This is a genomic window from Sphingopyxis sp., from assembly GCF_041916015.1.
GTDB lineage: Bacteria > Pseudomonadota > Alphaproteobacteria > Sphingomonadales > Sphingomonadaceae > Sphingopyxis.
The window spans coordinates 65,694-78,167 of record NZ_JAYSAH010000012.1 but is presented as its reverse complement, the minus strand read 5'-3'; the positions used below and the strand labels follow the sequence as shown (position 1 = coordinate 78,167).

The window sequence follows — 12,474 nt, the reverse complement described above, 5'->3', positions numbered from 1 at the left end:
TCATGGATTTCGCGATGTGCGTTGCCTGCTGCGAGAGGGGTACCAAATGCTCTCGTCCCATCTTCATTCGCTCGGCTGGTATCCTCCAGACAGGTGATTGTCCGCCCAGGTCTTCAAACTCGGATTTGGCGGCGAAACGCAGTTCCTTGGTTCGAACCCAAGTCAGGAGCGCAAAGAGAACTGCGTCACGGGTGATTGAGGACCGTCGTTCGCCATCTTCCTGGTAGGCATGCAGCTTCTCGATGAATGCGGGCAATTCGCTGAGCGGCAGCCGGCTCATATGCTTCACTCGTGGTCGCGGCTTTAGCGCCCCACCCAGATGTGTCGTCGGATCATTCGAGGCCAGGCCACACGCGATTGCGAACTGGAAGACTTGCCCAACCCCTTGCTTCGCACGCCGGCTGATATCGAGCGCGCCTCTTGCTTCGATTTTGCGTATCATTGCCAGGACGTCGGGCGCCGTGATTTCATGCACGAGTTTCTCGCCGATGGCTGGAAACACGTCCCTTTCCATGCGCGACCAGACGCGTTCGGCGTGCGCGGCATTCAACGCGCTCTTTCGATTTTCATGCCAGCGCTTTGCGACATCAAAGAAAGTGGCACCCTCCTGCGAGATCACTTCCCCCTTGGATTTCGTTGGATCCTTGCCCTCGGCTAGCAACGCCTTTGCGGCTGTGCGCTTGGCACGCGCTGCAGCTATCCCGAGGTCTGGGTAAGCGCCGAACGAGAGCAACTTCTCCTTGCCTGCGAAGCGGTACTTCATCCGCCACAACTTTGATCCGTTCGGCTGGACGAACAGGAATAAGCCCTCCCCGTCGGCCAGCTTGTAGGCGCGATCACTTGGCTTGGAATTTCGGGCCTGAGTCTCCGTGAGAGGCATTGGGGGTATCGCTCCTTTCCGACACTCCGCGAAAATACCCCCAAAATACCCCCACACCAAATCTGGCTGCATGTGGAAGACCATGGGCGCATGCGGACGCGAATCACCCGCAACCCTCTGCTTTTCTTTCGATTTTTGGAAAAATGCGGACGCTTGTGGAAGCTTCCGGATCAAAGGATGGTAGCGGAGGAGGGACTCGAACCCCCGACACGCGGATTATGATTCCGCTGCTCTAACCTGCTGAGCTACTCCGCCCCGAAAGGCCGCCGCATCGGGCGAGCCGCGCCTATAGGCAGGCTCTGCGCTATGGTCAATATCATGTGCGTGGCCCTCGAAAATTCCGCTTGAAGAGGAGCTCCCACGGACCGCCGCGGTAAAGATGCGCGGCGAGGCCGGTGATCGTCAGGGCGCGCGGGCGAAATCCCCCGGCGAGCGCATCCCGCAACGCCCTCGCCTCCCCGGGCACGGCCTTGTTCTGGATCGTGATGTGCAGCCGCGGCGTGCCGCGGTCCTGCGCGGTCAGCAAGCCGTGAAACCGGCCGGCGATACGGGCACGAACCGCGAGCAGGTCCGGGCTTTCGATCCGGAAGGCCACGCCGCGTCCCAGCGAATAGATGTCGCGGACCATGGCGGCGGGCGGCGGCGTGTCCGCGGCGATCGACCGGATCAACGCATCGAGTTCGTCGCGGGACGATGGCGGCAATTGATGGAAAAGCGTGAGATGCGCCGGCAGATGGTTTCGCTCGGGCGGGAAATGCGCCTGACGGAGCCGGTCGAAATGACGCTGGTCGGCCGCGCCCATCGTCGCCGTAACGATGACAGGCGCGGCGCCAGAGATCCAGGCGGGAGGGGGAGAGCCCGGATCGGTTGGCTCGAGACGGGAGGGACGCGGCGGCCGGGAGGGGGGATAGCCGTCGTCGTCCATTGGACGCCCTTTCTCGTGAACAGGGAGATGGGCCCATGCGGCCGTACCTTCCAATCGATTTATTGCATCACAATAATCGTACAATCCGATGAAATAATATTATCGAGCCTTTACAGTCCGCTCCAGAAGGCGCGCAGGGCGACGGCGACCTCTTGCGGACGCTCGGCGATCGCCCAATGCCCTGCTCCTCCGATGAACGTCAGCGGCATATTATTGTCGGCGGCGAATCGCTCTGCGACCGACCGATCGACATAGGGATCGCCCGCGCCCCAGATCAGCGTGCCGTTAGCGGGTAGCCGGTCGAGATCGCGCGCCCAGTCATGCTGGAAGTTCAGCCCCTTCGCGGAGCGATAGAGCTTCAGGATCGCACGGCGCTTGTCCTTGTTCGTCCATTGCGCCGCTTCCTCTTCGGCAATGTCCGCGGGCACGCCCTGGTCGGCGAGTCCCCTGGCGAGCGCCGCGGGCTTGCTCAGCGCCATGAAGATTTCGCCGAGGATCGGCGTGTTCCAGATGCGCGCGATGCGGTGGCCGCGATAGTCGGGGTCGATCACCGCGTTCGACACTGCCCAGCTGCGAAAGAGGTCGGGGCGCAGCATCGCCGCGCGCTGCGCGAGCAAGGCACCCCAGTCGTGGCCGACGATGTCGATCGGACCGTGCTCTGCGGCGAGCGCCGCTGCCTGCTCGACCACCCAGCCGGCATAGACCTCCTTGGTCGCTGCAAACCCGGCTGGCAGCGGCCCGGTGAAGCCCGGGAGCGCCGGCACCGCGACCGGCGTGTCGCCGAGGTCGAGCGCCGCGAGCAGCGGGCGCCAGATCGCGGGACTGTCGGGAACGCCGTGGAGGAAGAGCTTGGCGGTCGCCATCAGGATGCTCCCCCCGACAGATGGATGATCCAGCTGCGGTTCGTCGGCTCGATCCGCCCCTCGCGATAGCCGCCCGCCAGCAGCGCGGTGTCCGCATTGGCGCGGGTCAGCGTCATATAGTTCCACTGGCCGCCGAGGTCATAGGCAAGCCGGGTTCCCTTTCCGCTCGCGACATCGAAAATCTCCGGCGCGACGTCGCCCGCGGCGACAAGCACGCGGCCGCCGGGGAGCAGCAGCAGGCCATCGGCAATCTTGAAACGGGCATCGGCGAGCTCGCCGGCCGGCACGAACCGCCCCGCCGCGACATCGAAGCGCTCGACCGACCGCAGCTTGCCGTCATAGTCGCGCGCGTCGGACCCGCCGACGATGAGGACGTCGCCGTTCGCGAGACGGACAGCGCCATGCTTGTACCGCGGCACCGCCAGCGCTCCCGCCGCGCCAAAATTTCCCGATACGGGGTCGAAGAGTTCGGCGCTCGCCAGGGCACGCCGGGGTTCGCGGTCGGGACGGCCGCCGCCCGCCAGCAGTACGCGCCCGTCGGCGAGCAAGGTTCCGGTCGCGCCGCTGCGGGCGGTGCCGAGCGAGCCGGTGGGGTACAGGCGCCCGGTCGCCCGATCGAATATCTCGGCGTCGGCGCGGACGTCGGTTCCGTCATAGCCGCCGGCGATCAGGATGCGGCCGTCGGCGAGTCCAACGACGGTGGGTGCGTTGCGCGGGGCGGCCAGCTCCGGCCCCGGCACCGACCGCCCGGTTTCGGGGTCGAAGATTTCGGTCGTCGCGGTTACGCGGCCATCGACCCAGCCGCCGAGGATCAGCACGCGCCCGTCGCGCAGGAGGACGGCGGACGGCTGGATGCGTTGGGCGAGCAGTTGGCCGCGACGGACCGGCGCCAGGGTTGCGGCATCGATGATATCGACCGTCGCGCTCGCCGGGCCCGCCTCGCAGCCCGCGCGGACGCAGCCGCCGATCGCGAGCAACTGCCCCTGTTCGGTCGCGATGAGCTGATGCGTGGCGCGCGGTGCGCCGAGGCCCGGCCCTTCGTCGATGCGGAGGCCGGCCGCGGGCTGGCCCGCCGCGCCGCCGTTCATGCAGGCAGCGAGTCCGAAAGCGACCGAAAGTCCCAGCAAGCGGTGCATCGTATCTCCCCTTCCCACGGCGCCCGATCGCCGCGACCCTACATCTCTCCCCGGTCGCGGCGGATCTGATACCATTTCTGGACGTTTGCATTGTGCTCGGCGAGCGTGCGCGCGAAGGCATGGCCGCCATCGCCCTTGGCGACGAAATAGAGATAGTCGTTGGGCTGCGGGTCGAGCACCGCGGCGATCGACGCCTTGCCGGGATTGGCGATCGGTCCCTTGGGCAGGCCGATCATCGCATAGGTGTTATAGTCGTTCACTGCGACGATCTCCGACCGCAGGATACGGCGGCCGAGCGGCTTGCCCTTCGTGATCGGGTAGATGATCGTCGGGTCGGCCTGCAGCTTCATGCCGGTCGCAAGGCGGTTGGTATAGACGCCCGCGACGATGCGGCGCTCGCCGGCGACGCCGGTTTCCTTTTCGACGATCGAGGCGAGCGTGATCGCCTCGTTGCGGTCCTTGGCCGCCGTGCGCGGGCTGCGCTTCGCCCAGAGTTCGGCGAAGGTCTTGTCCATCGCCGCCTGCATCCGCTTGACGACCGCCGCGCGGCTCTCGCCGGTCGTGAAAGCGTAGCTGTCGGGCAGGATGCTGCCCTCGGCGGGGACCGGGATGTCGCCTTTCAGCCGCGGCTCCGCCATCAGCCGGTCCCAGACCATGATCGAGGGCATGCCTTCGGGGATCATCACGAGCCGCTGGATCGTCTTGCCCGACTGGAGCAGCCGCAGGATGTCGCCCGCGCCCATCCCCTTCTCGACCTTATATTCGCCGGGCTTGATCGGGTCGCTCGATCCGAAGAAGCGCGCCTGGTTGCGAAAGCTCGATGCCGACACCGCGCCCGATTTTTCGAGGATCTCGCCGGCCCTGGCGACGCTCGTCCCCGCCGGGATCACGACGACGGTATCGCGCGGCGCGCCGCCCGAACAGGCGGCGAGCGACAAGGCGAGGATCGCGATCGTCAGCCAGCGGAACGGACGCACAACTTTCTCCCTGATCCTGCCGTTAAGGAGACAAAAGATACGGACGATCGCGTCGAAACTGTCTCCTTTGTCGCCTTAGACCGAAGCCCGGCGACAGAGGTGTAGAGCATGGCGATGCGATGTAGGAAAGAGGGTATTGAACCCGCCCTATCGTCATTGCGAGCGCAGCGAAGCAATCCAGAGCGGTTTACGCGACTCTGGATTGCTTCGCTGCGCTCGCAATGACGAAGATAGTCAGTCCTCGACCGCCTTGACGATCAGGCTGGCGTTGGTGCCGCCGAAGCCGAAGCTGTTGTTGAGCGCGGCGCGAACCTTGCGCTTTTTCGCGACCTTCGGGACGAGGTCGGCGCCTTCCGTGCCTTCGTCGGGATTGTCGAGATTGAGCGTCGGCGGGACGACCTGATCGCGGATCGCGAGGATGCAGAAGATCGTCTCGACCGCGCCGGCGCCGCCGAGCAGATGGCCGATCGCCGATTTGGTCGAGCTCATCGACACATTCGCCATCGCGTCGCCGAACAGCCGCTTCACCGCGCCGAGTTCGATCGTGTCGGCCATCGTCGAGGTGCCGTGGGCGTTGATATAGTCGATGTCGGCGGGGGTCATGCCCGCCTTCTTGAGCGCCGCGCTCATCGAACGGAAGGCGCCGTCCATGTCGGGATCGGGCGCGGTGACGTGATAGGCGTCGCCCGACAGGCCGTAGCCGACGACTTCGGCGTAGATTTTCGCGCCGCGGGCCTTGGCATGCTCATATTCCTCGAGCACGACGACGCCCGCGCCCTCGCCCATCACGAAGCCGTCGCGGTCCTTGTCATAGGGGCGGCTCGCCTGTTCGGGGCGGTCGTTGTAGCTCATGTTGAGCGCGCGCGCCTGCGCGAAGCCGGCGATGCCGATCGGGCAGATCGTCGCCTCGGCGCCGCCCGCGAGCATGATGTCGGCATCGTCGTCGCGGATCATCCGCGCCGCATCGCCGATCGAATGCGCGCCGGTCGAGCAGGCGGTGACGACAGCGTGATTCGGGCCCTTGAGGCCGTATTTGATGCTGACCTGGCCCGAAATGAGATTGATCAGGCGGCCGTGGACGAAGTGCGGGCTGACGCGGCCCGGACCTTTCTCGGCGAGCAGCAGGCTTTCGCTCTCGATCCCCGGCAGGCCGCCGATGCCCGAGCCGATCGACACGCCCGCGCGCAGCTTGTCCGCCTCGCTCATGTCGACGAGGCCGGCATCCTCGAGCGCCTGACCGGCGGCGTCGATACCGAAGATGATGAAGGGATCGACCTGGCGCTGCACCTTGTGATCGACGCGCTTGCCGGGGTCGAAGCCATATTCATGGTCGGGGCCCTTGACCTCGCACGCGATCGTGCATTTCTGGTCCGACGCATCGAAATGAGTGATCGGCCCCGCCCCGGACTTGCCGGCGATCAGATTCTTCCAGCTGGTCTCGACATCGCCGCCCAGCGGCGTCACCAAACCCAAACCCGTCACCACAACCCGGCGCATAGACATTCCTTTCGCCGGCGCCTGCCCCCGCAGGTCGCCGCATCAAATTCGTGGACGCACATCCATAAAAAAAGCTTCCCGGTCCCTCAAGCGCAAGCGCCGAGGACCGGGAAGCCGGAAACGCGTGGGCGGCGTCGCCGCCGCGTCCGGCTGCGCCGGACCGAACGGCCTTAGCCCTTGTTCGCTTCGATATAGTCGATCGCATCCTTGACGGTGGCGATCTTTTCCGCCGCATCGTCAGGGATTTCGACTCCGAATTCTTCCTCGAACGCCATCACCAGTTCGACGATGTCGAGGCTGTCGGCGCCCAGATCGTCGATGAAGCTCGCTTCCTCGGTAACCTTGTCGGCTTCGACGCCCAGATGTTCGACGACGATCTTCTTAACCTTTTCGGCCGAATCGCTCATGCACAGTTCCTTTTTTCTGACTATGGCGTGAATGTTGAAATTTGCCCTAGAGCCCAGCGAGAGGGCTGGCAAGAGGGCTGGCGTCGGTCGGTGGACGGGCGTCTTGTCGATCGAGGCCCCTCGCGGTTTTCCAGCTTGAACGATTCCCCCTTAGCCCTCCGGCACCTCGTGCCGACATAAGAACTGCGGCCGGAGGCTTCAAGGTCGCGCGCCGGCCGTTCGGCCGCGGCGGCGGCGATCAGCGAGCCGGTGAAGCGGGAACGACGCCCGATTCGCGCAGCGCCGCCGACGCACGCACGATGACGGCGGGCGTGATCATGAACTGGCGCAATACCGTTTCAGGCGCCGCATTCGCGGGCTGCTTCGTATATCGGAGCAGATGCTGCCACACCCCGCGCGCTTCGGGCACATGCCCCTGCCGCGCCAACACGATCGCGCGGACGAGCAGGAATTGCGGTTCCATCTTGCTGGGCGACGGGACGCGGTCGAGAATCGCCTTCGCCCCGTCCTGGTCGCCGGACTGCGAGCGGACGAAGGCCAGCGTTACCGCAGGAACGCCGGGATAGGAGGAATCGAGGTCGAGCGAGCGCTGCAACAGGGCGGGACCCTCCTGATCCTGGCCGCAGGTCATCTTGAACAGCCCCATGAACCCCGTGAGATCGGCGTCATAGGGGTTGAGCCGCAACGCGCCGTCCCCCATCGCGAGCCCGGCCGCGCAATTGCCGGCATAGAAATTGGCGCGCGCCATCGCGAAGAGCCCCGCCGAAGTGCCCGGCCCATTTTCATAGGCGCGCAACGCGAGCGACCGCGCTTCGGCAAAGGCCGCCGCGCCCTCGGGCGTCCCGCGCCGCGGCTGCCAGTCGCCGAAGCGCAGCAGCGACAGCGCCATCAGCGCGACCGGATCGTTCGGTTTCCGGTCGAGCGTGGCGCGGAGACAGGCGTCGATCCGCTTCGCGCCCAGCGGATTGCGCATCTGGCGCATCCGGTTGAACTGCGCGAGGCACGGATAGCCCGGCGCGAAATCGTCGGGATAGCGCTGAACCTGATCGCGGACGATGACGCCATAATCGCCTGCGATCTGCGCGATTGCGGTGTCGATGGGAGCGAATCCCGGCATCTCGTCCTTCGCCAGATGAAATTGCTGCGACCAGATCGTCCGCTGGTCGGCGACGCGGTTGAGCACCAGCGTGACGTCGGCGGGGCCGTCGATGAACCGGACGATCGACGCATCGAGGCGATAGTCCGCCCGCGCCGCTCCGGCGGCTGCCCCGGCACTTCGCAGATCGACGAGATCGAACCGCCGCAGGCCGTCGCGCAGCCGCGCGTCGAGCGCCCGGCTCAGTGCCCGCGATACCGCCGTATCGCCCGACTGGGGGAGGCTGAGCTCGATCAGGGGGACCGGCCGCACCGCCGGATTCGACAGCCGCCCCCAATTCGCCGAGGCCCACCATCCGGCAGCAAGCGCGAGCAGGACGACCAGTGGAATCCAGAGCCAGCGCACCGAAAGCGGACGGGAGGACTGGACGGTTCGTGCGCGAGCGCGCGACGGCGCCACGACGTCATGCGGGGCATCGGCCGCGCCGCCCTCTCCTTCGGCCGCCGCCCGCGCCGGGGGTGACGAGCGGTGCTGGACGACGATCTCGTAGCTTCCCTGCGGCACGCGCAGACGATGGACCCACGGCGTCTCGGCATAATAGCGGTCGAGCAGCGTCCTCAGGCGCCCCACCATGACGCGCGGATAGCTGTCGACCGCGGGGTCGAAATCGGCATTGCGCCCGAGCGCCTCGGTCGCGATCGCATAGGCCTTGGGCGCGCTGCGCCCGCCGCGCAGGCGGTGCTCGACGAGGAATTGCAGGAGACGCGACAGGACCGGCGACCGCGCGAACAGCGGCGACGTGCGCAGACGCTCGAATTCGTCGGCGATAATCCGGTCTTCGTCGTCGCGTGCCGGCAACTGGTTCGTTTTCGTGCGGTCCATGCAGCCCTCAAATGCCCTAAGGCGTGGCGCGGGGTGATACGCCAATCGGCGAAGACGGCCACCGATTTCGCGATCATGTAACGGTAACAGGCGGCCAAAACCTTATAGCAAAATCGCGAGCCACCTCCAAATGGCGCGAAAATCGAGGATAATTGGTTAAGAAAAGCCTGCCGGCCGGCTACACGCCGCGACGTGACCCATTGTAACTGTCCCGTTCCCCCGGGGCATGAGATCGTGCAATCGTCGCGACACGCCCTCGGCTGTCGTGGTCCAGGCCGGGCCATGTGCCTGGCAGGGACGAATGGGATCACAAGATCGAAGGGCGCGAGCTGGTCCCTGGCGCCGTTCGGGCATTCTTGTGTTCCCATGCACAGTGACTTCGTCGGGCGGGCGTGTAGCCCCACCTACACCCCGCCCGGCAAGTCCGCCTTCTTCCCTTCCCCTTGATGATCGATCGCCCGAAATCCTTCGGCGCGCCTCAGGCCGGCCCGATCCGGAAGGCGCACAGCTTGTTGCCGTCGGGGTCGCGGAAATAGGCCGCGTAAAAGGCCTGATCGCCCTCTTCGCCGCGAACGCCGGGGCCGCCCTCGCACGTGCCGCCCAGTTCCAACGCCTTCGCGTGGAGCGAATCGACCTTGACGCGCTCGTCGAGGACGATTGCCGCCATATGGCCGTTTCCCCGCTCGGCCGGCTGCCCGTCATAGGGCCGCGTCACCGCGATCCCCGGCTGCCCCCAACCCGTCCCGTAGAGGGTGAAGCCATTCGCCTCCTCGTCGGACATGCGCATCAACTCGCTCGCGCCGATGGTCGCCAGCAACTGCGCGTAGAAATTGCGTGCGCGCGGCAGGTCGTTCGTTCCCATCGTGACATAGCCGATCATCGTCTTTCCTTTCTGCAACGAGAAAGGGCGCCGGTTCGCACCGGCGCCCTTCGACTTTCATCCGCGAGCAAGCGTCAGCTCTTGGCCGCGCCCGTGGTGCACGGACCGGTATGGGTGCTCGTCATCTGCATGACCATTTCCATATCGCCCTGGCCGGTCGGGGCCTTGCCCTTGGTGGTGATCGTCACGTCGGTCTTCTTGGCTTCCATCGTGCCGTTCATCGCCATTTCGACCGACTGGCCGTTGACGGTGCAGGTGCCCGCGACGTCGATCTTGCCGCCGCTGACGTCCTTCTTCGACCAGGTGCACTGGCCGCCGTTGCCCGGACCCTTGGCGAGTTCGGCGGCGATGTCTTCCTTGTCGACCTGTTCCTGGGTGAAGCACTGGTCCATGCCGGTGGCGCTTTCGAACTGCTTCTCCATCATACCTTTCGCTTCGGGGGGCATGCCGGGCATTTCGAACTTCACCAGCTTGACGGCAGTCTTCCAGTTGCCGGCTTCGCGCTTCACGGTGCCGCCGGCATTGCTGTCGCCGCCCTTGCTGCAGCCCGACACGGCCAGCGCGACGCCGAGAGCGGCGATCGTCACAAATTTCTTCATAGATTTCATCCTCCTGTTGAGCAGTTCGGAAAACTCGGGTGCGACCATTTGGTTGCCCACCATATTATTTGTGGTTGAGCCCCATCGATACCATATTGGCGGCAATGGCAATCCAGATTCGCACATCGCTCGACGAAATCGACACCGGCGAGGCCTATGTTCCGCACCGCCCCGCACGCCCCGACAAGGTCGAAGGCGGCAAGCGATTTGAACTGGTTAGCGACTATCAGCCCGCCGGCGACCAGCCCGCGGCGATTCGCGAGTTGGTCGATACCGCGCTCGCCGGCGAGCGCGATCAGGTGCTGCTCGGCGTCACCGGGTCGGGCAAGACCTTCACCATGGCGAAGGTCATCGACGAGCTGCAGCGCCCGGCGCTGATCCTCGCCCCGAACAAGATCCTCGCGGCGCAGCTCTATGGCGAATTCAAGAGCTTCTTCCCCAACAATGCGGTCGAATATTTCGTCAGCTATTACGACTATTACCAGCCCGAAGCCTATGTGCCGCGATCGGACACCTACATCGAGAAGGAAAGCTCGGTGAACGAGGCGATCGACCGGATGCGCCATTCCGCGACGCGCGCCCTGCTCGAACGCGACGACGTCATCATCGTCGCGTCGGTGTCGTGCCTTTATGGTATCGGGTCGGTCGAGACCTATTCGGCGATGATCTTCGACCTCAAAAAGGGGCAGGTCGTCGACAATCGCGAGATCATCCGCAAGCTCGTCGCGCTGCAATACAAGCGCAACGATCAGGCTTTCGCGCGCGGCAATTTCCGCGTGCGCGGCGACAGCCTGGAGATTTTCCCCTCGCACTATGAAGATATGGCGTGGCGCGTCAGCTTCTTCGGCGACGAGATCGAGGAGATCGTCGAGTTCGACCCGCTGACCGGCAAGAAGATCGCCAGCCTCAACCATGTCCGCGTCTATGCGAACAGCCACTATGTGACGCCGGGCCCGACGCTCAAGCAGGCGACCGAGGCGATCCGGCATGAACTCGCCGAGCGGCTGAAGGAACTCGAGGCCGAGGGCCGCCTGCTCGAGGCGCAGCGATTGGAGCAGCGCACCAACTTCGACCTCGAGATGATCGCCGCGACCGGATCGTGCGCGGGGATCGAAAATTACAGTCGCTTCCTGACCGGCCGCCTGCCCGGCGAGCCGCCGCCAACGCTATTCGAATATCTCCCCGACAACGCGCTGCTCTTCGTCGACGAGAGCCACCAGACGATCCCGCAGATCGGCGCGATGTCGAAGGGCGATCATCGCCGCAAGATCACCCTCGCCGAATATGGCTTCCGCCTGCCGAGCTGCATCGACAACCGGCCGCTGCGCTTTGCCGAATGGGATTTGATGCGCCCGCAGACGGTCAGCGTGTCGGCGACGCCGGGGACGTGGGAGATGGACCGCACGCAGGGCGTCTTCGCCGAACAGGTGATCCGCCCGACGGGGCTGATCGATCCGCCGGTGATCATCCGCCCGGTCGAGGAACAGGTCGACGACCTGATCGCCGAGGCCAAGGCGACTGCGGCGAACGGATACCGCACGCTCGTCACGACGCTGACCAAGCGCATGGCCGAGGATCTGACCGAGTTCCTGCACGAAGCCGGACTCAAGGTCCGCTACATGCACAGCGACGTCGAAACGCTTGAGCGCATCGAGATCATCCGCGACCTGCGCCTCGGGGTGTTCGACGTGCTCGTCGGCATCAACCTGCTCCGCGAAGGGCTCGACATCCCCGAATGCGGGCTCGTCGCGATTCTCGACGCCGACAAGGAAGGTTTCCTGCGCAGCGAAACAAGCCTTGTCCAGACAATCGGCCGCGCCGCGCGCAACGTCGACGGACGCGTCATCCTCTACGCCGACCGCATCACGGGCAGCATGGAACGCGCGATGCGCGAGACCGATCGCCGCCGCGAGAAGCAACAGGCGTATAATACCGAGCACGGCATCACGCCCACGACGATCAAGCGCAACATCGGCGACATCATTGCGCATGTCGCATCGAAGGATCAGGTGACGATCGACCTTGGCGAGGACAAGCCCGACCATATGGTCGGGCACAATTTGCGCGCCTATATTCAGGACCTCGAGAAGAAGATGCGCGACGCGGCCGCCGACCTCGAGTTCGAGGAAGCGGGTCGCCTGCGCGACGAAATCCGGCGGCTCGAGGCGGACGAGCTGGGGTTGCCCGCGGACGAACGGGTTGCGCCGAGGGTCGGGCGCTCGAATGAGGGCAAGCCGGGGACGCGCAAAGGCCGGTTTGGCAAGCAGAGCAAGACGAAGTGGGGGCGTTAGCCTCTGCTTCGACCAAGCGCCATATCGCGCCGACCAGCGGC

The 12,474-nt window shown here is 65.2% G+C and carries 11 protein-coding genes and 1 tRNA gene; 1 reads left to right on the top strand and 11 read right to left on the bottom strand.

The annotated features are described in order from the left end of the window. From ACE3SL_RS02035 to ACE3SL_RS01985, 11 genes are all read right to left on the bottom strand, one after another. Positions 1 to 880: tyrosine-type recombinase/integrase (locus ACE3SL_RS02035; protein WP_374524091.1), on the bottom strand; the 880-nt coding region annotated here is incomplete at its 3' end. Between the two features lie 178 nt (positions 881 to 1,058). Then, positions 1,059 to 1,135 (bottom strand) — tRNA-Met (locus tag ACE3SL_RS02030). A gap of 61 nt (positions 1,136 to 1,196) precedes the next feature. Beyond that, on the bottom strand, positions 1,197 to 1,682 hold the full coding sequence (locus ACE3SL_RS02025) for a 2'-5' RNA ligase family protein (RefSeq protein ID WP_374524096.1): 486 nt from the start codon (positions 1,680 to 1,682) through the stop codon (positions 1,197 to 1,199). Positions 1,683 to 1,915: 233 nt separating this feature from the next. Beyond that, positions 1,916 to 2,668, bottom strand: coding sequence for an alpha/beta fold hydrolase (locus tag ACE3SL_RS02020; RefSeq protein ID WP_374524090.1), 753 nt, complete (start codon positions 2,666 to 2,668; stop codon positions 1,916 to 1,918). Then, positions 2,668 to 3,804, bottom strand: coding sequence for a Kelch repeat-containing protein (locus ACE3SL_RS02015; RefSeq protein ID WP_374524089.1), 1,137 nt, complete (start codon positions 3,802 to 3,804; stop codon positions 2,668 to 2,670). Before ACE3SL_RS02015 ends, ACE3SL_RS02020 begins: the two co-directional genes overlap by 1 nt. A gap of 38 nt (positions 3,805 to 3,842) precedes the next feature. Continuing rightward, positions 3,843 to 4,781 carry an endolytic transglycosylase MltG gene (gene mltG, locus ACE3SL_RS02010; RefSeq protein WP_374524088.1) on the bottom strand — a complete coding sequence of 313 codons (939 nt, stop codon included), beginning with the start codon at positions 4,779 to 4,781 and terminating at the stop codon, positions 3,843 to 3,845. A 234-nt stretch (positions 4,782 to 5,015) separates the two neighbouring features. After that, positions 5,016 to 6,278 (bottom strand): beta-ketoacyl-ACP synthase II, encoded by a 1,263-nt coding sequence (fabF, locus tag ACE3SL_RS02005; RefSeq protein ID WP_374524087.1) that lies wholly within the window; start codon positions 6,276 to 6,278, stop codon positions 5,016 to 5,018. A gap of 170 nt (positions 6,279 to 6,448) precedes the next feature. Next, the gene (locus tag ACE3SL_RS02000; RefSeq protein WP_003039428.1) at positions 6,449 to 6,685 is read right to left on the bottom strand and encodes an acyl carrier protein; all 237 of its coding nucleotides are present in this window, start codon (positions 6,683 to 6,685) and stop codon (positions 6,449 to 6,451) included. A gap of 238 nt (positions 6,686 to 6,923) precedes the next feature. Continuing rightward, complete coding sequence (locus tag ACE3SL_RS01995; RefSeq protein ID WP_374524086.1) at positions 6,924 to 8,663, bottom strand: tetratricopeptide repeat protein; 1,740 nt, start codon at positions 8,661 to 8,663, stop codon at positions 6,924 to 6,926. Positions 8,664 to 9,141: 478 nt separating this feature from the next. Continuing rightward, positions 9,142 to 9,543: a VOC family protein gene (locus ACE3SL_RS01990; protein ID WP_374524085.1), complete on the bottom strand. Its 402-nt coding sequence runs from the start codon at positions 9,541 to 9,543 to the stop codon at positions 9,142 to 9,144. A 74-nt stretch (positions 9,544 to 9,617) separates the two neighbouring features. Then, a complete protein-coding gene (locus ACE3SL_RS01985; RefSeq protein ID WP_374524084.1) occupies positions 9,618 to 10,142 on the bottom strand; it encodes a DUF3617 family protein in 525 nt (174 codons plus the stop codon). Positions 10,143 to 10,246: 104 nt separating this feature from the next. On the opposite strand from ACE3SL_RS01985, the gene uvrB reads away from it, so the two are divergent. Then, positions 10,247 to 12,433 carry an excinuclease ABC subunit UvrB gene (gene uvrB / locus ACE3SL_RS01980; protein WP_374524083.1) on the top strand — a complete coding sequence of 729 codons (2,187 nt, stop codon included), beginning with the start codon at positions 10,247 to 10,249 and terminating at the stop codon, positions 12,431 to 12,433. The last annotated feature ends 41 nt before the right edge of the window (positions 12,434 to 12,474 follow it).

What these genes read in the sequence shown, in the direction of transcription:
- ACE3SL_RS02025 (WP_374524096.1), bottom strand. Translation starts at nt 1,682, where the DNA reads ATGGGCGCGGCCGACCAGCGTCATTTCGACCGGCTCCGTCAGGCGCAT.
- ACE3SL_RS02020 (WP_374524090.1), bottom strand. Translation starts at nt 2,668, where the DNA reads ATGGCGACCGCCAAGCTCTTCCTCCACGGCGTTCCCGACAGTCCCGCG.
- ACE3SL_RS02015 (WP_374524089.1), bottom strand. Translation starts at nt 3,804, where the DNA reads ATGCACCGCTTGCTGGGACTTTCGGTCGCTTTCGGACTCGCTGCCTGC.
- fabF (WP_374524087.1), bottom strand. Translation starts at nt 6,278, where the DNA reads ATGCGCCGGGTTGTGGTGACGGGTTTGGGTTTGGTGACGCCGCTGGGC.
- ACE3SL_RS02000 (WP_003039428.1), bottom strand. Translation starts at nt 6,685, where the DNA reads ATGAGCGATTCGGCCGAAAAGGTTAAGAAGATCGTCGTCGAACATCTG.
- ACE3SL_RS01995 (WP_374524086.1), bottom strand. Translation starts at nt 8,663, where the DNA reads ATGGACCGCACGAAAACGAACCAGTTGCCGGCACGCGACGACGAAGAC.
- ACE3SL_RS01990 (WP_374524085.1), bottom strand. Translation starts at nt 9,543, where the DNA reads ATGATCGGCTATGTCACGATGGGAACGAACGACCTGCCGCGCGCACGC.
- ACE3SL_RS01985 (WP_374524084.1), bottom strand. Translation starts at nt 10,142, where the DNA reads ATGAAGAAATTTGTGACGATCGCCGCTCTCGGCGTCGCGCTGGCCGTG.
- uvrB (WP_374524083.1), top strand. Translation starts at nt 10,247, where the DNA reads ATGGCAATCCAGATTCGCACATCGCTCGACGAAATCGACACCGGCGAG.